Below are 19,059 nucleotides of genomic sequence, written 5' to 3'. Positions count from 1 at the left end.
TCATCACAGTCGGCATGTGGTCCGTGGTCCACCAGCGAACGAGGGGTCGTTATGGCCGAGGCACGTACCTTCACGGAACAGAACCCGATCCGGGTCTTCCTGCTGGACGACCACGAGGTCGTACGACGCGGTCTCACCGACCTGCTGGACTCCGAGCCGGACATCTCGGTGGTCGGCGACGCGGACAGCGTCGAGCACGCGCTGGTGCGCGGGCCGGCGCTGCGCCCGGACGTGGCCGTCCTCGACGTACGCCTGCCGGACGGTGACGGGATCAGTGTCTGCCGTGAGCTGCGCAGCCGGATGCCGGAGCTGGCCTGTCTGATGCTGACGTCCTTCGACGAGGAGGAAGCGCTGCTCGACGCGATCATGGCAGGGGCGGCGGGCTATGTGCTCAAACAGATCAGGGGGTCCGACCTGGTCGCGGCGGTCCGCACGGTCGCTTCCGGCCAGTCGATGCTGGATCCGACGACGACCGCCCGCCTGATGCGCTCCCTGCGGGCGGACCCCACCGAGGGACCGGCACCCGCACCCGAACTCGCCGGCCTGTCACCCCGCGAGCGGGACATCCTCGCGCTGATCGGGGACGGGCTCACCAACCGTGAGATCGGCAAGAAGCTCTACCTGTCCGAGAAGACGGTGAAGAACCACATCTCCCGGCTGCTGGCCAAGCTCGGCGTCCAGCGCCGCGTCCAGGCGGCGGTCCTGGCCAGCCATCTCGAACAGCCCGCCTCCCCCGACCGCTCGACGCGATGAGTCCGCCCTGCCCCGCCTCGCCGTTCGGGCCGGCGGGGCCGCGGCCTTCGGCGGTCAGCCTTCGTCCGCGGCACCGTCCGCACTCACCGGAACCCGCCACACCAGCCGCGTTCCGCCGCCCTCCGGCCGTTCGCCGAGTGCAAGAGTTCCGCCGAGGGTGACGGCCCGCTCCTCAAGGTTCTTCAGCCCGCTGCGTCCGACGCCACCTGGCACCCCGCAGCCGTCGTCCGTCACCGTGAGCGTCAACTCGCCCCTGGCGCACTGAAGCCGGACGTCCACCGCCTGTGCTCCGGAGTGCCGGGCCGCGTTGCTGAGCGCCTCGCCGAGCACCGCGACCGCATGGTCGGCGATGTCGCCGGGGACACCCGTCTCGACGAGCCCCTCGATGCGCAGCGCGGGCGGGAATCCGAGTGACGTGGCCGAGGCACTCACCGCCTCGGCCACCCGGCCGCGCAAGCCCTCGCTCTCCCGCCCGACCCCGCTGTGGGTGCGCAGTCCGAAGATCGTGGACCGAATGATCTTGATGGTGTCGTCGAGGTCGTCGACGGTCCGGGTCAGGCGCTCCATACCCTCGGGGTGCTCCATGAAGCGCTGTGTGCTCTGCAGGGTCATGCCGGCCGCGAAGAGCCGCTGGATGGCGAGGTCATGGAGGTCGCGGGCGATGCGGTCACGGTCCTGGAGCAGCGTGAGCTGTTCCGCGTCCCGCCGCCGTTCGGCCAGCTCCAGGGCCAGTGCCGCCTGGTCGGCGAACCCGAGCAGCGGCCCGGTGTCCACGTCGCCGAACGGCGTACCGGCCGGCACGCGTCCCAGCAACAGCACGCCCCGCGTCTTGCCGCCGGCGCCGAGCGGCACTGCGACCACGGGTCCGAGCCCGGCCCACTGGGCCTCGTCCTCGCCCGTGCGTGCGTCGTGCTCGATGTCGGCGCTGACCACCGGCGCCGCCGCGCCGAGTGCCGCTCCGACGAAACCGTCGCGCGCGGACAACACCAGACCGCTGCGCTCCTCTCGGCCCAGGCCGACCGCCAGGGCCGGCCGCAGTGTCTCCTCGCCCGGTACGTGCTCCGCGATCAGCCCCATGTCGGCGGAGACGATCTTCCGGGCCTCGTCGACGATCAGTTCCAGAACGTCCGCGCTCGGCGCACCGGTCAGGAGCATGCTGGTGACCTTGCCGCTGGCCCGCTGCCAGCGTTCGCGCAGCATGGTCTCCTCGTACAGCCGTGCGTTCTCGATGGCCACTCCGGCGGCCACCGCCAGCGTCGACAGGACGGACTCGTCCTCCACGTCGAATTCCCTGGCGCTGCGTTTCTCGGTGAGGTAGAGGTTCCCGAAGACCTCGTCGCGCACCCGGATCGGTACGCCGAGGAAGGAGTGCATCGGCGGGTGGTGCGCCGGGAAGCCGTACGACGCCGAATGCTCCGACAGCTCCGGCAGCCGCAGTGGTGACGGGTGCCGGATCAGCTCTCCGAGGAGCCCGTGCCCGCTGGGCAGCGCCCCGATCTCCGACCGCTCCTCTTCGCCGATACCGACGGTCAGGAACTCGGACAGCTTCTGGTCACCGCCGATCACGCCCAGCGCCCCGTACTCGGCGTCCACCAGCACCACCGCGGCCTCGACGATGCTGCGCAGCACCTGCGGCAGGTCGAGCTCCCGTCCGACGGAGAGGACGGCCTCCAGCAGGCTGTGCAGGCGGTCCCGCGTGCCCCGTACGGCGTCGATGCGCACCTGCAGCTCGCCCAGCAGCTCATCGAGCCGCAGCTTGGGCACATGCTCCTCAAAACCGCCGCGTCGATCCCCATCCCCACTCATGACTTCCTCCGACCGACACAGCAGACAAGGCGGCTCGAACCAGTTCCCCTGCCTTCACCGTACTGTCCGGGGGTCTCGGCCTCGCCGTCAAGCGGGCCGAAGACAGGTCGGCATCCCGGCGGCGCGGACCGCTCCTTCAAGCACAACGCCGGCTCCAGAACGGCCCCGTCGCTCCCCACACCCGCTCCCGCTCCCACACGCCCGCCCGACGGCGTTGGGCCACGGTCCGCACCCCCATCCACACGCCCGCCACGCATCCGCGACCGCCGTGGCTGCCCCCTGCCGGACGACCGTGGCGCTGCCCGCGGCTGCACCGGCCACCACCCTGACCGCGCTGATCCGTCCCCGCCCGCAGGGGCCGGTCCCGCGCACGGTCACGAGGTGTCCCGACCGGACCCAGCCTCTCGACGGACCGGCCCGCAGGGCGTCGTACTCGGCGGAGCCGACGAACACAGCGCCCAGGGGCGCACTCACCGACAGGACGGCGGAGAGGGACGGGAGGAGGCCCGCATGGTTCAGCTCCCTTGTGACACGCCCGCGAGTTCACTGCCGATCCGAGTGGCCCATGCCTCGATCGCCGTGAAGTCGCGGAAGTCTCCGCCCTTGCCGGAGGAGACGATCTTCCGGGCGATGAATCCCTTCGCTCCCTCTTCGAGGCAGCCGCCGAAGGTGACGTGTTCCCTGGCGTCGAGCCGGATCATGGCCCGCTTCAATCCGGGAACGGGCGGGATGTTCCGCTCCGAGGCCGAGGGGTCGAGCGGGCCGCTGCTGAACATCCACAGTGGGTGTCCGGCCAGTGCGCGGCTGTGGTGGCGGACGAAGCGGCGGGCGTGCTTCTGCCAGCGCCCGGCGTACACGCCGCCTCCGACCACCACGGCCTCGTAGGATGCCACGCTCGCCACGGACTGGGCGGGCAGTACGTCGACCGTCAGCCCGGCCTTGCGCAGGACCTTGGCCACGGCCTCGGCGATCTGCGCGGTCGATCCGTTCGTCGTTCCGTAGGCGACCAACACACTGCTGGGCATGGCGGTCCGCCTCCTCTCATAGGTTGTGCAGCTCAGAGTTTGCGCAGCCAGTCGTCGGCGACGCCGTGCAGCGCCTGCTCGTTCGGCTGGAGGTGTGAGTCGTCCAGACGGTGGGTGAGCCTGTCGACCACCGCGACGACGCCGTCGATGCGGTTGGTCATGGCGAGGGCGATCTCCGCCTCGCTCCTGCGCTCCACGTGGCCCGCGAGCGTCACGACTCCTTCGTCCACACCGACCTCGACGCTCGACGGCGCCAGCCACAGCGAGTGGACCAGCACCTCGTCGATCACCTCGCGGCGGATCTCGTTGTCGGGCCGCAGGAAGACCTGGAGCAGGTCACGGCGGGTGACGATGCCGACGACCCGGTCCTCCTCGTCCACCACCGGCAGCCGCTCCACACGGTTCTGTGCCATGGCCCGGGCGGCCTCGGCAATGGTGTTGTCGGCGTACACCGTGACCGGCGGCACGGACATCAGCTCTCCGGCGGTACGGGCATGTGCCTTCGCGGCCTGCCTGCGAGCGCGGCGGGTCAGCTCGGCGAGCCGGAAGCGGCGCTTCGGCCCGTAGGGGGCGGGCGTCTCGGCCTGCCGGACCATCAGGTCGGTTTCGGAGATCACCCCGATGACCTTCTCGTCCTCGTCGACCACCGGCAGTCCGCTGATGCGGTGCTCGGCGAGGAGTCGTGCCACCTCCTTGAACGGGGAGCCGAACACGGCACGGACGACCTCGGTGGTCATCACGGTGCCGACCTTGTTGTGCTTCATGTCTGTTCCTCCTCAGCGCAGTTGGCGCAGGTAGGGGTCCTGAGCCGTGCGTGGCAGCAGGCGGACTCGTGCGTCGAGCACCGTGACCGCGTCAGGCGTCGTGAGGACGGGGTTGAAGTCGGCCTCGGCGAGTTGCGGAAGGTCGACCGCCATACGGGACAGGCGCAGCAGCAGTTGTTCCAGACCCTGGAGGTCGACGGGGCCGCTGCCGTGCGCGCCGAACAGGAGCGGTGCGCAGCGCGGCGCGGTGATCAGGTCGTGGACGTCGTGGTCGGTGAGCGGGGCGAGGCGGGCGGCCTGGTCGGCCAGGACCTCGGTGGCGGTGCCGCCGAGTCCGAACAGCACGAGCGGGCCGAAGACCTCGTCCTGGACGACTCCCGCGAACAGTTCGGTGCCGCGTGCGGCCAGCGGCTGGACGACCACCCCGGTCATCAGGCCGGCGAAACGTGTCTCGAAGTCCCGGTAGGCGGACCGGACTTGGGCGTCTCCTTCGAGATCGAGGTGCACGGCGTGCTGTTCGCTCTTGTGGAGCTGGCCGGGCCAGTGGGCCTTTATGACCACCCGCCCGTCGGGGCCGCGCAGCCGTTCGGCCGCGATGACGGCGTCGTTCTCCGTCTGCGCCCAGGACCACGGGAGCTGGGGAATGCCGTAGCAGGTGAGGAGTTCGGCGCAGGTGCGCGGGTCGAGCCAGCCGCCGTCCGGGTGGGCGGCGAGATAGGTCTCGGCGACCGTGCGGGCCCGGGCCGTGTCGACCTCCGCGAGCTCCGGCACGGTGCCCACGGGTCGGCTCAGCCAGGCAGCACGGCGGGAGGCGTGCGCCAACGCCCGCGCCGCCGAGCCCGGTTCGGCGTACGACGGGATGGCGCCGCCGTCCCGCGTCGGCAGGAGCCGGACCGGCAGGTCCTGCTCCAGGCGTACGACGGCGACCGGAAGGGCGTGGCGTGCGGGGCCGCTGGTGAGGGCCCGCACGAGGTCGTCGCCGGTCGCGGCCGCGACGGCCGTGGGGACGAGGGCCAGCAGGACGGCGTCGATACCCGGGTGCCGCATGATCCGGTCCACGCAGTCCCCGAGCTGCTCCTCCGTGACGGCGGTGGTGACGTCGACGGGGTTGCCGACGGTGGAACCGTCGGGCAGTACGGCAGACAGGCTTTCGACCACCGAGGGTGTGAGCGGCGGAAGCGACAGCCCCGCTTCCGCGCAGGCGTCCGCGGCCAGGACACCCGCGCCGCCCGCGTTGGTGACGATGGCCACGCGGCTGCCCGTCGGCAGCGGCTGGGAGTGCAGCAGGGCGGCGGTTTCGAGGAGTTCACCCACCGAGCGGGTGGCGGTGATGCCGGCCTGGGTGAACAGCGCCTGCCGGGTCATGGTCGGGGTCGCGGCGGCCGCGGTGTGCGAGGCGGCGGCGCGACGGCCGGCGTCGGTGCGGCCGGCGTCGACCGTCAGCACGGGCATACGGCGGGTCACGCGCCGGGCGGTACGGGAGAACGCCCGCGGGTTGCCGAAGGACTCCAGGTGCAGCAGGGCGAGTTCGGTGCGGCCGTCGCTCTCCCACCACTGGAGCATGTCGTTGCCGCTGACGTCGTACTTGTCGCCGAGCGAGGCGAAGGACGAGACACCGATGCCGAGCCGGGACAGCCCGTCGAGGAGGGCGATGCCGACGCCGCCGGACTGCACGGCGACGCCTGCCGTGCCGGGGCGCGGATGGTCCGCCGCGAAGGTGGCGTCGAGGGAGAGTGCCGGGTCGGTGTTGGTGATGCCGAGGCAGTTGGGTCCGACGAGCCGCATGCCGTACGTGCGGCAGGCGGCCATGAGGGCTTCCGCCTGCCGGCTGTCGAGGCCGGCCGAGACGACGAGCAGTGCCCGTACTCCGGCCTTGCCGCACTCCTCCGCGGTGGCAGGGAGGGCTGCCGCGGGCACCGCGAGGACCGCGAGATCCGGGACCTTGGGCAGCGCGCTGACCGAGGGGTGGGACGGCACGCCGAGGATCGAGGTGGCACGGGGGTTCACCGCGAAGAGCCGCCGGGTGAAGCCGCCCGCGTGCAGATGGTGCAGGAGGGCCCGCCCCACCGATCCGGGCCTGCGCCCGGCGCCCACCACGGCGATCGCGTTCGGCCGCAGCAGCGGCTCCAGGCTGGCCACGTCGGCGGCCCGGCCGCGGGCCTCGACGGCGGAGAGATAGCCGTCGTCCTCGTCCTCGTTCAGCTCGATGGCGCAGCGCACCTCCGGACCCTCGAAACGGCGTGCGGTGCGCAGGCCCAGGTCGGCGAAGAGCCGAAGCACTTCGTGGTTCTCCGAGAGCGCGTCCGCCGTGAACGTGGTGATGCCGTCCGCACGGGCGGCGGAGACCAGGTGCTCGACGAGGAGCGTGCCGACGCCCCGGTGGTGCAGCCTGTCGGCCACGGCGATGGAGATCTCGGCCGTTGCCGCTTCGTCGCCGACCTCGTACTCGGCCAGGCCGATCACCTGCCCCTGCGACTCGGCCATCAGTGCCCGGTATCCGGGGCGCGGTGGCGTACAGGCCCGGTCGGCGGCCATCGCTGCGGAACGCCGGCTCGCCGCGAAGAACCGCAGCCGCAGATTCTCCGCGGACATCTCCTCGTAGAGCCCCTGCAGTTGCTCGTGATCGTCCGGCCGCACAGGACGTATGCACACGGTGGTGCCGTCCGAGAGCAGGGCATGGACCGTGGGTCGGCTGAGCGTGTCATACGTCATCGTGGGTCTCCTCCAAAGCCTTCTGACACTTCGAGCATCCAGCGGATCTGGCAGTGATCCCATGGGCTCTCCGGGGGTGCTTTGGGGGCCGATCGGCCCTAGGTGTTCTGTCCGGGGAGGTTGTGGACGGGTGATGCAGGTCTCGGCTGAGAGATCTTGAAATGGGTGAGGGCCTTCTGGCCTGGTGTGGATTGCGACATCTGCACCGGCGACAGGAAGGCCCTCGTGCCCCACCGTAATGCACCCCTGACCGAGACCGGCCGGCTGCGGCTGGCCCGCTGCGTCGTTGACGACGGCTGGACCTTTCGCCGGGCGGCCGAACGCTTCCGGTCTCCCCGACCACAGCCCAGCGGTGGGCCGACCGCTACCGGCTTTTCGGCGAGGCGGGCATGGCCGACCGTTCAAGCCGCCCGCAGCGCAGTCCGCGACGCACCCCGACCCGCACCGAACGCCGGATCATCAAGGTCCGCATCCTGCGCCGGTGGGGCCCGGCCCGGATCGCCGGCCTGCTCGGTCTGGTCCCTTCGACCGTGCACCGTGTACTGACCCGCTACCGCCTGGCCCGCCTGACCCATCTGGACCGGGCCACCGGCCGGCCGATACGCCGCTACGAACGCGACCGGCCGGGCGAGCTGGTGCACGTGGACATCAAGAAGCTCGGCAACATCCCCGACGGCGGCGGGCACAAGGTGCTGGGCCGTCAGGCGGCCGCAAGAAGCGTTCCGGGGCCGGCTACAGCTACATCCACACCGCCGTCGACGACCACTCCCGCCTCGCCTACAGCGAGATCCTCGGCGACGAGAAGAAGGAGACCGCCACCGCCTTCTGGACCCGGGCCCAGGCGTTCTTCACCTCGTGCGGGATCACCGTCGAGCGGGTGCTGACCGACAACGGCTCCTGCTACAAGTCCGGCCTCTGGCACGAAACGCTCGCGGCGGCCGGGATCACCCACAAGCGAACCCGGCCCTACCGGCCGCAGACCAATGGCAAGGTCGAACGCCTCAACCGCACCCTGCTCGACGAATGGGCCTACGCCCGCCCCTACCGCTCAGAGCAGCAACGACGCGACGCCTTCCCGAAATGGCTGCACACCTACAATCACCACCGCGGACACACCGCGCTCGCAGGCAAACCACCCGCCAGCCGCGTCCCCAACCTCACAGGGCAATACACCTAGGGCGTGGTCCCGAACGCGCGACGGGCCCACGCCGGCACCCGGCGGACATCGAGGGTGCGGGCGTGGGCCCGGGCGGGGTGACGGTGACGCAGGTGTACGGGGCGGCGTCCTCAGTCGTCGGCCACCAGTGCCGTGAGGTCCAGGAGCCGGTTGGTGTAGCCCCACTCGTTGTCGTACCAGCCGAAGACCTTGACCAGATTGCCGTTCGCCTGTGTCAGGGCCGGGTCGAAGATGCAGGACGCGGCGTCGCCGATGACGTCGCGGGAGACGATGGGCGCCTTCGCCACGCGGAGGATGCCGTTCAACGGGCCCTGAGCGGCCTCGGCGAAGGCCGTGTTGACTTCGTCCACCGTCGCCTCGCGCCGCAGCACCACCGCGAGGTCCGTGAGCGAGCCGTCCTCGACGGGCACGCGGACCGCGATGCCGTCCAGGGCGCCCGCCAGTTCCGGCAGCACCAGGCCGACGGCGCGGGCGGCTCCCGTGCTGGTCGGGATGATGCTGAGCGCCGCGGAGCGGGCCCGGCGCAGGTCCTTGTGCGGGCCGTCCAGCAGGGACTGGTCGTTGGTGTAGCCGTGGATGGTGGTCATCATTCCGCGGTCGATGCCGAAGGTCTCGTGGAGCACCTTGACCATCGGAGCGACGCAGTTGGTGGTGCAGGAGGCCGCCGACACGATCCGGTCACTGTGGCGGTCGTACGTGCCGTCGTTGACGCCCATGACGATGGTGGCGTCCGCGTTCTTGCCGGGCGCGGAGAGCAGCACTGTGTGGGCGCCGCTCTTCAGGTGCAGTGCGGCGGAGTCGCGATCACGGAAGTGCCCGGTGGACTCGATGACGATGCCGGCGCCGCAGTCGCCCCACTGGAGGGCTGCCGGGTCGCGTTCGGCGGTGACGGCGATGCGATGGCCGTCGACGGTGATCGAACTGTCGTCGTGGGTGACCTCGCGTCCGATGCGGCCGAACGTCGAGTCGTATTCCAGCAGATGGGCCAGCGTGGCAGGCGGGGCGATGTCGTTGACGGCGACCACCTCGACGTACTGGGTGCCCGCCTCCGCCCGGTCGAGGGCCGCGCGGAGGTAGGTGCGGCCGATGCGGCCGAAGCCGTTGATGCCGACGCGTACGGTCATGGCGTTGAACTCCTTTGCGGGGCAGGGGTGTTCAGGCCGTCCAGGTCCAGTCGGTGACCTCGGGCAGGTCTATGCCGTGCTCGCGGATCCAGGCGTGGTGGCGGGTGCGGGCGTCGGCCATCTCCTGGCGTACGGCGGCGGCGCGGACGCCGAGGCCGGGCACCCGGTCGATGACGTCCATGACCAGCCGGTAGCGGTCCATGTCGTTGCGGACGACCATGTCGAACGGGGTGGTCGTGGTGCCCATCTCCTTGTAGCCGCGGACGTGCAGTTGGGCGTGGCCCGTGCGGCGGTAGGAGAGGCGGTGGATCAGCCAGGGGTAGCCGTGGTAGGCGAAGATCACCGGCTTGTCCGTCGTGAACAGGCCGTCGTACTCGAAGTCGCCCATTCCGTGCGGGTGTTCCTCGCTCGGCAGCAGCCGGGCCAGGTCGACGACGTTGACGACCCGGACGGCGAGTTCCGGCAGATGGCGCCGCAGCAGATCGGACGCGGCCAGGATCTCCAGGGTCGGTACGTCTCCCGCGCAGGCCAGCACCACGACGGGCTCGCCTCCGTTCTCGCTGCCCGCCCAGTCCCAGATCCCGGCACCGCGGGCGCAGTGGGCGCGGGCCTCGTCCATGGACAGCCAGTCGAAACAGGGCTGCTTGCCCGCCACGATCACGTTGACGTAGTCACGGCTGCGCAGGACGTGATCCGCCACCGACAGCAGGGTGTTGGCGTCCGGCGGCAGATAGACCCGTACGACCTCGGGGCTCTTGCTGAGGACGTGGTCGATGAACCCGGGGTCCTGGTGCGAGAAGCCGTTGTGGTCCTGACGCCAGACATGCGACGTCAGAAGGTAGTTGAGGGAGGCGATCGGGGCCCGCCACGCCAACTGCCTCGATGTCTTCAGCCACTTGATGTGCTGGTTGACCATCGAGTCGACGATGTGGACGAACGCCTCGTAGCAGGAGAACAGCCCGTGCCTGCCGGTGAGCAGATAGCCCTCCAGCCAGCCCTGGCAGAGGTGTTCGGAGAGGATCTCCATGACCCGGCCGTGCCGGTCCAAGTGCTCGTCCACCTGGAGGGTCTGGGCCTGCCAGGCTTTGCCGCTGGCGTTGAAGACGGCGCCGAGCCGGTTGGACGCGGTCTCGTCCGGGCCCACCAGACGGAAGTCACGCCGTTCCGACGTGTCCCGCATGACCTGTTCGAGGAGGTCGCCGAGGACCCGGGTGGGCTGGTGCAGGGTGGCGCCCGGCTTGTCGACGGGGACGGCGAAACGGTCGAGGGAGGGCATCGGCAGGTCACGTACGAGCAGGCCGCTGTTGGCGTGCGGGGTGGCGCCCAGCCGGCGGGTCCCCTCGGGGACACAGGCGAGGACGTCGGCGGTGGGCCGCCCGTCGGCGCCGAACAGCTCCTCGGGACGGTACGAGCGCAGCCAGGTCTCCAGCTGCCGCAGGTGCTCAGGGTTTTCGCGTACGGCGGACAGCGGGACCTGGTGCGCGCGCCAGGTGCCCTCGACCGGGACTCCGTCGACCTCGGCGGGGCCCGTCCAGCCCTTCGGTGTACGCAGCACGATCATGGGCCAGCGCACGCGCTCGGTCCTGCCGTCCTCGCGGGCCGCGCGCTGCATCACGGCGATGCGGTCCAGTGCCTGGTCGAAGGCGTCGGCCATGGCGCGGTGGACCTGGTGCGGGTCGTCGCTGGTGACGTGGATCGGTTCGTGGCCGTAGCCGCGCAGCAGCTCGTCGAGTTCGGACTCCGGGAGGCGGGAGAGGACGGTCGGGTTGGCGATCTTGTAGCCGTTGAGGTGCAGGATCGGCAGGACCGCGCCGTCGTGCACCGGGTCGAGGAACTTGTTGGAGTGCCAGGACGCGGCCAGTGGCCCGGTCTCCGCCTCGCCGTCGCCGATCACGCAGGCGACCAGCAGGTCCGGGTTGTCGAAGGCGGCGCCGTACGCGTGCGCGAGCGAGTAGCCCAGCTCGCCGCCCTCGTGGATCGAGCCGGGTGTCTCCGGCGCGACATGGCTGGGCACGCCGCCGGGGAAGGAGAACTGCCGGAAGAGCCGGTCCATGCCCGCCGCGTCCCGCGGGACGTCCGGGTAGGTCTGACTGTAGCTGCCTTCCAGCCAGGAGTTCGCGAGCACCGCCGGCCCGCCGTGGCCGGGACCCCATACGCACAGCGCGTCGAGCCCGCGAGCCTTGATCACCCGGTTGAGGTGCGTGTACACGAGGTTGAGGCCCGGGGAAGTGCCCCAGTGGCCGAGCAGCCGCGGCTTGATGTGGGCGGCGGTGAGGGGTTCGGTGAGGAGCGGGTTGGCCATCAGATAGATCTGGCCGACGGCAAGGTAGTTGGCGGCCCGCCAGTGGGCGTCCAGGGTGCGCAGTTCCTCGTCGGTCAGCACGGTGCTGTTCGGGTGTTCGACCTTGGGCATGGTGACTCCGCAAGTCATCGAGGCGAGTCGGACTTCAGGGAAGGGCGCGAACCGAGGGCGCCCGCTCGTCGTGGTGTTCGAAGGGCGCCACGTTCAAACGCGTCTCGGAGCACGTGAACCCGCGCGTTGCGCACACGGTGGCGCTCTGAGCCGGTCATGCCCGCTGGGGTACGACGGCCACCGGGCAGGCGGAGTGGTGCAGGACCGCGTGGGCGACCCTGCCGAGCTGGAGCCCGAAGTGGCCGTGGCGCCGCCGGGCGCCGACGACGAGCAGGCCGGCGTCGGCCGAGGCGTCGAGCAGCACCTTGCGGGCGGGGCCTTCGGCGGTACGGCGGTGCAGTTCCACACCCTCGGGGGCTTCCCGCAGCGCCGCGTCCAGGGTCTGAACGGCCCGCTCCTCGTGCAGCCGGGCGGGTTCGCCGGCCATCAGAGGGTGGTCGGTGGTCTCGTACCCGGGGCACCGCCAGGCGCGTACGGCCTCCAGGGGCACTCGGCGTTCCGCCGCCTCCTGGAAGGCGAAGCGCACGGCCGCCGAGTTCTCCGGCTCCTCGCCGACCCCCAACACGACGGGCCCGCGCATCGCGGAGTTCGCCTGGTTGTCGTGGCTGCCGCGCAGCACGATCACCGGGCAGTCGGCGCGGGCGGCGACCGCGAGGCTGACCGAGCCGAGCAGCAGCTCGGCGATGCCGCCGCGGCCGCGCGAGCCCAGGACCAGCGCCGAAGCGGTACGGCCCTCGCGCAGCAGAGCGGGCACCGGCTCTTCGGGCAGTACCTCGGTGGAGATCTTCACGTCCACCTCGCGGCGGTGGGCGCGCTTCGCGGCGGCCTCGACGATGGTGTCGGCCAGCACCTGCTCCGAGGACCTGCCAAGCCCCGTGGCGAGGGCGGGACCCTCGTAGCGCTCCCACAGCGAGGCGTACACCAGCCGCAGCGGCACCCCGCGCAGGGCGGCCTCATCGGCCGCCCAGTCCACGGCGCGCAGACTCGGCTCGGAACCGTCGACGCCCACGACCAGGGGGAGTTCCATCGTCCTCACCTTCCCGCAGCCATGTCGAAGACGATCCGCGCCTTGATCTCGCCGCGCAGCACGTCGTCGATGGACTCATTGACGCTCGCGAGCGGCCGTGTCTCGTAGATGACCCTGGTGCGGCCTGCCGCGTGGAGCTGGAAGACCTCGGCCAGGTCCTGCCGGGTACCCACGATGGAGCCGATCACCGAGGTGCCGTTCAGCACGGTGTCGAAGATCGGGACCTGGATCGTGCCGTGCGCAGGCAGGGCCACCATCACGAGCTTCCCGCCGCGCCGCAGCCCGGCGTACGCCGCCGAGAACGCCGCCTCGTTCACCGCCAGCGCGATGGCGGCATGCGCACCGCCGTAGCGCTGGAGCACCTCTCCCGGGTCCTGCTTGCGGGCGTCGATGACGAGGTCGGCGCCGAGTCCCGCGGCGAGTTCGAGCTTCTCGTCCGTGACGTCGATCGCCGCCACCTGCGCCCGGCGATCTTCGCGTACTGCACCGCCAGGTGGCCCAGTCCTCCGACACCGGAGATGGCTACGAGCTGGGTCGGCTGGACGTCGGCGACCTTGAGGGCCTTGTACGTGGTGACGCCGGCGCAGGTCAGCGGGGCGGCCTCCAGGGCGCTGATGCCGTCGGGCACCGGCTGGGCGAAGTCGGCCCAGGCCAGCATCTTCTCCGCGTACCCGCCGTCGCACCCGTATCCGGTGTTGATCTGCTGCTCGCACAGCGTCTCCCAGCCGGACAGGCAGTACTCGCATCGCCCGCACGTCCTGCCCAGCCAGGGCACGGCAACGCGCTGCCCCAGTGCGAGGTGCGTGACGCCGTCGCCGAGGGCCTCGACGAGGCCGACGCCCTCGTGGCCGGGGACGAACGGCGGGCTCGGCCTGACCGGCCAGTCTCCGCGGGCGGCGTGGATGTCGGTGTGGCACAGCCCGGAGGCCTCGACCCGGATACGGACCTGTCCGGGGCCGGGCTCGGGATCGGGGCGCTCCTCGATGACCAGGGGCTCGCCGAAGGCTCGTACGACTGCTGCCTTCATGGTTTCTCTCCTCCTCGGGGCAGGTCAGCCGTGTGCGACGACGGCGACGGGGGCGGTGGCGTGGTGCAGTACGGCGTGCGTGATCGGGCCGATGCGGGCGCCGAGCGGGCTGCGGCGGATTCGGCGGCCGACGACGACCAGGGAGGCCTCGCGGGAGGCGTCGACCAGGTGAATGGCGGCCGTTCCGTACCGGGACTCCTCGACGACCTCGACGGCGGGGAACTTCTGCCGCCACGGGCGCAGGACCTCGGTGAGGGTGGCGGCTTCCTGCCGGGCCAGCTCGGTGTGGAGTTCGAGGTCGGAGGAGAGGCCGTAGGCGTAGTAGGGCGGCGGGTTCCAGCCGTGGACGACCCGCAGGGAGGTGGCGCGGCGGTCGGCCGCGTCGAAGGCGAACTCGACGAGCGAGGGGTCCGGGTCGTCGGTGTCCAGGCCCAGGACCACGGGCCGGTAGGGGGCCGCGGCGGACGGGATGCCCGTCCGGTCCATCAGGTGCTCGTCGGCGGCCTGCTCCCCGGCGCGGACGAGGACCACGGGCCGCTCGGCGTGCGCCACGACGGCGAGGCCGACCGAGCCCACCAGGAACCCGCCGACCCCGCTCAGGCCGCGCGAGCCCAGGACGAGCAGCACGGCGTCATCGGCGATGCGTGACAGGACCTCGCCTGGCCGGCCGGAGACCTGCTCCGCGGTGATCTCGATGCCGGGGTGCCGCAGCCTCAGTCCCTCTGCGGACTCATGGCGGGTGCTCCCATGCTGCTGGGGCTCGGCGCCGAGGAGCGGGGCCTGCGCCATCGGCGTGGGAACCGGCTCCCAGACGTTGACGAGCTTCAGCGGCAGGCCGCGCAGCTTGGCCTCCCTGGCCGCCCATTCTGCGGCGGCGCGGCTCTCGGGCGAGCCGTCGAGGCCCACGGTGATGGTGCGGGGCATGGTCTCCACCTCCTGGATCGGGATCGCACGATCCGATTCCAGACTGGTGTCGATCGAGTTCGTGGTGCAGGGGCCGCAGGTCCCTGGCAGGGGCCGATCGGCCCCTGCCAGGGACCTGCGGCGGTCAGCGCAGCCAGCCGTTCGGTGAGGACGAACGGCAGCTTGCCCAGAGGCTGCCGACGCCCCAGGTGCCGTCGGCGGAGGCCAGGGACGGGGCGATCAGGGCGACGGCGTAGATGAGGTGGTAGTCGGCGAACGGGTCCACGGACATGCTCAGCGAGCCGTCGGAGAGGCGCTGGACGGGCGGCCACTCGGCGATCCACTTCAGCGCCGTCATCGCGGTGCCCGTGGGGGCGGCGAGCCGCAGCCCCACCTGGGCGCTGGGAAACGATCTTGATGTGCGCGGGAAGCGATCTTCGGCGCCTCGGCATTTGGCCTGACCAGCGCATTTCGTCGGTGCCCCATGGAACGTGGCCCTTGCCTCGGGAGACCTGTACTGGGAGCTGCTGGCCAGGGGCGACCGAGGCCAGTTGACAGCTGGCCACGATCTGACGGCGACGTGAATCCCGAGGGGCTGACGGTGAGAGTGCTCCACCGAGTACGGAGATCTGTGCACCAGGCCCCCGAGCCGCGCGCCTACGATCAGTGGGTGCTCACGGGACGAGGGTAGATCCCTGCGATTGGTCACAGGTGAGGGCGAGGCGGCTGGCGTATTGGTCGAGCCGGTGAAGAAGCTGGCCCACTGCGCCTTTACGGCCGGCGGCGGTGCGCATCCGGTTCACGGCTGCAACCAGGTGCGCGGTGTTCTGCCCCGACCGACGCAGTGCACTAAGGGCGGGGCTGTGGAGGTAGTCGCCCTGAGTGACCTTGGCCCAGACAAGTGCCGCGGCGGCGGGAGGGCGGGGCGACGTGGGTTCGCACCCGAACTGACTCAATCCCTCGCACAGCGTGATCCAGTCGGCATCGGGCATTCGCCACGAGGCAAGCGCGTGACGTCGCTCGGCGTAATTGATCCGGAGAGTATGGGAGTCCAGTGCGCAGGCGACTTGATCGACCGCTTGATCAAATGCCTCCCACGACTCGGTGGGTGCAAGTACACGCTTGAGGATCTTGAGGGAATGCTGCGCGGTATTCCAGGGTGTTCCTAGGGTTTCAGCGCATTCAGGCCAGGTGCCGCCTGCGGCCATCTCGACGAGTTTGAGTGACGCGGCCCGGCGCAGGTGGCGCATATTCCAGACTGTGATTGGTCCCACACGCTCCACGAGGCCGGTGAAGTGGGTGTCGAACCATGTGGAAGGCATCAGAGCGGGGACGTGCTCGGCGCTGAAGCGACACTCACGCGAGGGCGCCCGGAGTTTGGAGTGCCGATGTCCGCCTGCTTGGTAGAAGCCGTTGACCTTCCGGGCTAGGGCACGAGCGAGAACCGGCGAGAACTCCATCCGGCGGAAGGCAGCAGCCATGTTCGTGGGGATACGTTCGAAGGCGGCGCGGGACAGTGATTGGACCCGGTCCCGCAGTTCGGCGTCGTCTCTAGGGTCATGGCCGAGGAGCTCATCGGCGGCCAGGAGGAGGGCTGCACACTCGGCGGGATCGTCCGGCGCGGACCACGGGCTGGACGAGCGCGTGCCTGGGCCGACGGGTTGATCAAGCTGGTTGACGATCACATTGGCGTGGCTGTCGATGAGGGAGGACAGAGCCGCAGAGCGGACCAGGTTGGACCCTAAGGGCCAGCTGAACTTGACTAGTTGAACGGCTGCGATCAGATCGAGGAAGAAGTATCGATCACTTGCCCCGCACTCCGACCTCGGCGGCGAGGCTTCTGGCAACAGGTGCTGATCGATTCGACGTTGCAGGACGAGTAATCGATCCATGTCATCGGGGTTCATTACCGGAGAGTCCTCCGATGGTTGATCCAGCCGTGCTCCGCAGGAGCGGTTGATGCGAGCCGAAGCCGGTCGAGTGCCCAGCATCGGATGGCGGCACTGTGCTGGATGGAGCCCGTCGGCTGCACGTTGCATGAGCAGGCCAACGCGTTCGGTTCCCGGCGGACGGTTGGGGGGATTGCGGCACTGCGGACAGGTGCCGGACAGCAGGGCGGAGTGCTGGGGGCAAGCGAAGACCACCGGCAGGTGCCATCGCAACCGCCACGCGCCGCCGAGTGTGCTCTGTACGAGGCTGCCGTCGCCGGCCAGGCATCGGGGGCAGAATCGACTGGATAGGTTGATGGCCCATCGCCGCCGCGCAGCCGCGTGGTTGCGGCCTTGGTCCAGGCGAGTTGTGACCAGTGGCGTGTACGTGGTGGCGAGCCCTGAGCCGACGAGTGTCAGTGCTTGCGCCTCTGCCAGGGACAGTCGCGTGGTGCGGGCGAGAGTAGTGGCGAGCTGTGGCGGCAGGGCGAGCAGGTACTCGGCGGGCAGCCGGTGTTGCAGGCTGCTGAGTCCGCACAGGACACCGATTCGGGCAGGGGATCGGTCCAAACGGTAGGCGAGCCGCAGCAGGAATCCGGGCAGTGACTCCTCCGGCAGCGGTGCCAGGCTCCGGGCCAGCACTCGGTGCTCCACGGCGGTCAACCAACTGAACTCTCGGCCGGTCCATCGTCGTCGAAGACGGTGTTACGTCCCTTCTTCCGCGGCTTCTTGGGCTTGGGCACGGCAGGAATCTCAGGCTGTTCGCCTGACTCTGCGTCCAGGTCGGGCAGGTCGTCCGGGGTGACAGCGAACTGGTTGAACAGGTCTTTCGCCAGCCGTTCGCTGCCGTCCTTGATGGCGATGCGGCAGCCGCGCTGGATGAGCTTCTCCAGGACGCCGACGACGCCCTTGGTACGGCTGAACAGGTACTCGGGCATGTCGCCGTCCGTGAGCATGCCCTCGGTGTCGTGGAGCAGGCGCAGGTTCTTCTCCAGGCCGCGCAGGTGGTTGGTCCAGGCGGCGATCTGCTTGTCAGTGTCGTAGCGGAACGGATCGAGATCGACCAACTCGAAGCGGCGCTCGTGCTGGCTTGCCGCATGTGCGTTGGGGCTGCGGCCCCGGTCCGTGAGCGGCGGGAAGATCCAGTTGCCCGTCTTCGCGTCCCGGCGCCCCTCGCGTAATAGCCCCGAGGTGGGAATGCCGACGCCGACGAGGATGAGCGTGACAGGCATGCTCATCATCTCGCGGATGAGGTCGAGGACGTCCTGGTCGGCTTCGCGATGGAGCTTGAGGCGGGTGATGTCGTCGATCACGAGCGCTTTCGTAGCGTGTTCGATGATCGAGGTCTTGACGGTACGGACCAGGTCCTCGAGGCGCATGCCCTTGTAGTCCTCACCGTAGAAGTCGAGGATGCGCTGGCAGGTGGAGATGGGCGTGGCCTTCACTGGACAACGCACGTAGGCGACGGGCGCGACCAAGTCGCGGGTGCCGGGCATCGCGTCGGGGTTCAACTGGTTGTGGAGGGCCAGCCATTCCTCCTCGAAGCGTGCGAGTGCCGCGCAGACGGTTTCGGTCTTGCCCTGGGCGCCGTTCCCGTTGACCATGACGCCGGCGCGGGTCCCTGCTTTGTGGCTGAAGGCGCCGTCCTCGACGCGAGCCCGTACGGCTGCGGCGACCGCTTCGCTCATCGGGGTGGCCTGAAGAGGCAGGCTGCTGTGGGTGGCGAGCCGGTGCAGATCATGGACACGCCGCTGGCGAGGTGTCTTGCGTGCGTATTCCTCTTCGGTGAGCGCGGGAGCGGGCACGAAGTCGTGCCGGGTCCGGCCCCAACACTGCCAGCCCTCGCACGTGGTGCGGTCGATCGGAGGACCGGGCAGAAAGGACGGCGTGCTGCTCTCCCCGCTCACAGGTCGATCTCTCCCTCGGCCACGGCGGCCGTGTCGTCGATGTCGTTCTCGTCGAGGTCGTCGTCTGGAAGGACCATCAGGCTTGAGGCGCGCAGCTGTTCATCGAGTCCTGGTGGTGCTGTGGGGCGTTCGGGAACCACGGCTTCCCTGCGCCGGCGGCGCTCGTGGTCCAGTGCGTTCTGCCCTTGCGTGGCGCGATCGCACCATCGCAGGGGTACGACGTTGCCGTCGGCGCCAGTTGTCGTGGCCACAGGAAGCCGGGGTGCGTGAACCGCCAAGGCTGAGGCGGGGCGGTCGGCAGCTGCGGCACCGGCCTGGGCCACCTCGCGGGCGTGCGCCGTGCGTTCGGCCTTGGACAGCTGCGTCGGCCACCGCTCTACGGGGATGTTGTTGCCGATCACCTCCAGGAGCAGCGGCAGCAGCTCCTTGTCCGACTTCGGTGATATCCCCCGCCTGCGGACCTCCCGCATGACCTCACGAATCCGGGCATCGC

General features: G+C 70.3%; 13 protein-coding genes and 2 pseudogenes. 2 read left to right on the top strand and 13 right to left on the bottom strand.

All coding sequences use genetic code 11. The annotated features are described in order from the left end of the window. The first annotated feature begins 51 nt into the window (after nt 1-51). A complete protein-coding gene (locus tag SLUN_RS03285; protein ID WP_108147076.1) occupies nt 52-753 on the top strand; it encodes a response regulator in 702 nt (233 codons plus the stop codon). Nucleotides 754-807: 54 nt separating this feature from the next. On the opposite strand, the gene SLUN_RS03280 is transcribed toward SLUN_RS03285, so the two are convergent. The 4 genes from SLUN_RS03280 to SLUN_RS03265 form a co-directional block, all read right to left on the bottom strand. Beyond that, nucleotides 808-2,559, bottom strand: coding sequence for a sensor histidine kinase (locus tag SLUN_RS03280; protein ID WP_159100172.1), 1,752 nt, complete (start codon nt 2,557-2,559; stop codon nt 808-810). A 515-nt stretch (nt 2,560-3,074) separates the two neighbouring features. Beyond that, nucleotides 3,075-3,584 carry a flavodoxin domain-containing protein gene (locus tag SLUN_RS03275; protein WP_108147074.1) on the bottom strand — a complete coding sequence of 170 codons (510 nt, stop codon included), beginning with the start codon at nt 3,582-3,584 and terminating at the stop codon, nt 3,075-3,077. Nucleotides 3,585-3,616: 32 nt separating this feature from the next. Continuing rightward, on the bottom strand, nt 3,617-4,348 hold the full coding sequence (locus SLUN_RS03270) for a CBS domain-containing protein (RefSeq protein WP_108147073.1): 732 nt from the start codon (nt 4,346-4,348) through the stop codon (nt 3,617-3,619). A gap of 12 nt (nt 4,349-4,360) precedes the next feature. Next, complete coding sequence (locus SLUN_RS03265) at nt 4,361-7,060, bottom strand: bifunctional acetate--CoA ligase family protein/GNAT family N-acetyltransferase (RefSeq protein ID WP_108147072.1); 2,700 nt, start codon at nt 7,058-7,060, stop codon at nt 4,361-4,363. 225 nt (nt 7,061-7,285) lie between these two features. On the opposite strand from SLUN_RS03265, the pseudogene SLUN_RS03260 reads away from it, so the two are divergent. Beyond that, nucleotides 7,286-8,237: pseudogene (locus SLUN_RS03260) on the top strand (IS481 family transposase). A gap of 110 nt (nt 8,238-8,347) precedes the next feature. Here SLUN_RS03260 and gap read toward each other — a convergent pair. The 9 genes and pseudogenes from gap to SLUN_RS42005 all read right to left on the bottom strand — a co-directional run bounded on the left by gap (nt 8,348) and on the right by SLUN_RS42005 (nt 19,036). Continuing rightward, nucleotides 8,348-9,361, bottom strand: coding sequence for a type I glyceraldehyde-3-phosphate dehydrogenase (gene gap, locus SLUN_RS03255; RefSeq protein WP_108147071.1), 1,014 nt, complete (start codon nt 9,359-9,361; stop codon nt 8,348-8,350). A gap of 31 nt (nt 9,362-9,392) precedes the next feature. Continuing rightward, nucleotides 9,393-11,774, bottom strand: a complete 2,382-nt coding sequence (locus SLUN_RS03250; protein ID WP_108147070.1) for a phosphoketolase family protein — start codon at nt 11,772-11,774, stop codon at nt 9,393-9,395. Between the two features lie 154 nt (nt 11,775-11,928). Beyond that, complete coding sequence (locus tag SLUN_RS03245) at nt 11,929-12,801, bottom strand: universal stress protein (RefSeq protein ID WP_108147069.1); 873 nt, start codon at nt 12,799-12,801, stop codon at nt 11,929-11,931. Between the two features lie 5 nt (nt 12,802-12,806). Next, a pseudogene (locus SLUN_RS03240) lies at nt 12,807-13,828 on the bottom strand (zinc-dependent alcohol dehydrogenase). 24 nt (nt 13,829-13,852) lie between these two features. Continuing rightward, complete coding sequence (locus tag SLUN_RS03235) at nt 13,853-14,752, bottom strand: universal stress protein (RefSeq protein WP_108154488.1); 900 nt, start codon at nt 14,750-14,752, stop codon at nt 13,853-13,855. Nucleotides 14,753-14,876: 124 nt separating this feature from the next. Continuing rightward, a complete protein-coding gene (locus tag SLUN_RS03230; RefSeq protein ID WP_108147068.1) occupies nt 14,877-15,125 on the bottom strand; it encodes a hypothetical protein in 249 nt (82 codons plus the stop codon). A 280-nt stretch (nt 15,126-15,405) separates the two neighbouring features. Then, entirely contained in the window at nt 15,406-17,313 is a 1,908-nt protein-coding gene (locus SLUN_RS03225) for a TniQ family protein (protein ID WP_257153898.1), read from the bottom strand. Nucleotides 17,314-17,318: 5 nt separating this feature from the next. Continuing rightward, a complete protein-coding gene (locus SLUN_RS03220) occupies nt 17,319-18,566 on the bottom strand; it encodes an AAA family ATPase (RefSeq protein ID WP_108147066.1) in 1,248 nt (415 codons plus the stop codon). Then, entirely contained in the window at nt 18,563-19,036 is a 474-nt protein-coding gene (locus SLUN_RS42005) for a hypothetical protein (protein WP_306610668.1), read from the bottom strand. Before SLUN_RS42005 ends, SLUN_RS03220 begins: the two co-directional genes overlap by 4 nt. Between the last annotated feature and the right edge of the window lie 23 nt (nt 19,037-19,059).

Source organism: Streptomyces lunaelactis, assembly GCF_003054555.1.
Lineage (GTDB): Bacteria > Actinomycetota > Actinomycetes > Streptomycetales > Streptomycetaceae > Streptomyces > Streptomyces lunaelactis.
Note: the sequence above shows the minus strand (reverse complement) of the source record. Positions and strands in the feature narration are given on the sequence as shown.

Bases quoted from the DNA above. Each gene is read 5' to 3' on its own strand.
- SLUN_RS03285 (WP_108147076.1), top strand. From the start codon at position 52: ATGGCCGAGGCACGTACCTTCACGGAACAGAACCCGATCCGGGTCTTC.
- SLUN_RS03280 (WP_159100172.1), bottom strand. From the start codon at position 2,559: ATGAGTGGGGATGGGGATCGACGCGGCGGTTTTGAGGAGCATGTGCCC.
- SLUN_RS03275 (WP_108147074.1), bottom strand. From the start codon at position 3,584: ATGCCCAGCAGTGTGTTGGTCGCCTACGGAACGACGAACGGATCGACC.
- SLUN_RS03270 (WP_108147073.1), bottom strand. From the start codon at position 4,348: ATGAAGCACAACAAGGTCGGCACCGTGATGACCACCGAGGTCGTCCGT.
- SLUN_RS03265 (WP_108147072.1), bottom strand. From the start codon at position 7,060: ATGACGTATGACACGCTCAGCCGACCCACGGTCCATGCCCTGCTCTCG.
- gap (WP_108147071.1), bottom strand. From the start codon at position 9,361: ATGACCGTACGCGTCGGCATCAACGGCTTCGGCCGCATCGGCCGCACC.
- SLUN_RS03250 (WP_108147070.1), bottom strand. From the start codon at position 11,774: ATGCCCAAGGTCGAACACCCGAACAGCACCGTGCTGACCGACGAGGAA.
- SLUN_RS03245 (WP_108147069.1), bottom strand. From the start codon at position 12,801: ATGGAACTCCCCCTGGTCGTGGGCGTCGACGGTTCCGAGCCGAGTCTG.
- SLUN_RS03235 (WP_108154488.1), bottom strand. From the start codon at position 14,752: ATGCCCCGCACCATCACCGTGGGCCTCGACGGCTCGCCCGAGAGCCGC.
- SLUN_RS42005 (WP_306610668.1), bottom strand. From the start codon at position 19,036: ATGCGGGAGGTCCGCAGGCGGGGGATATCACCGAAGTCGGACAAGGAG.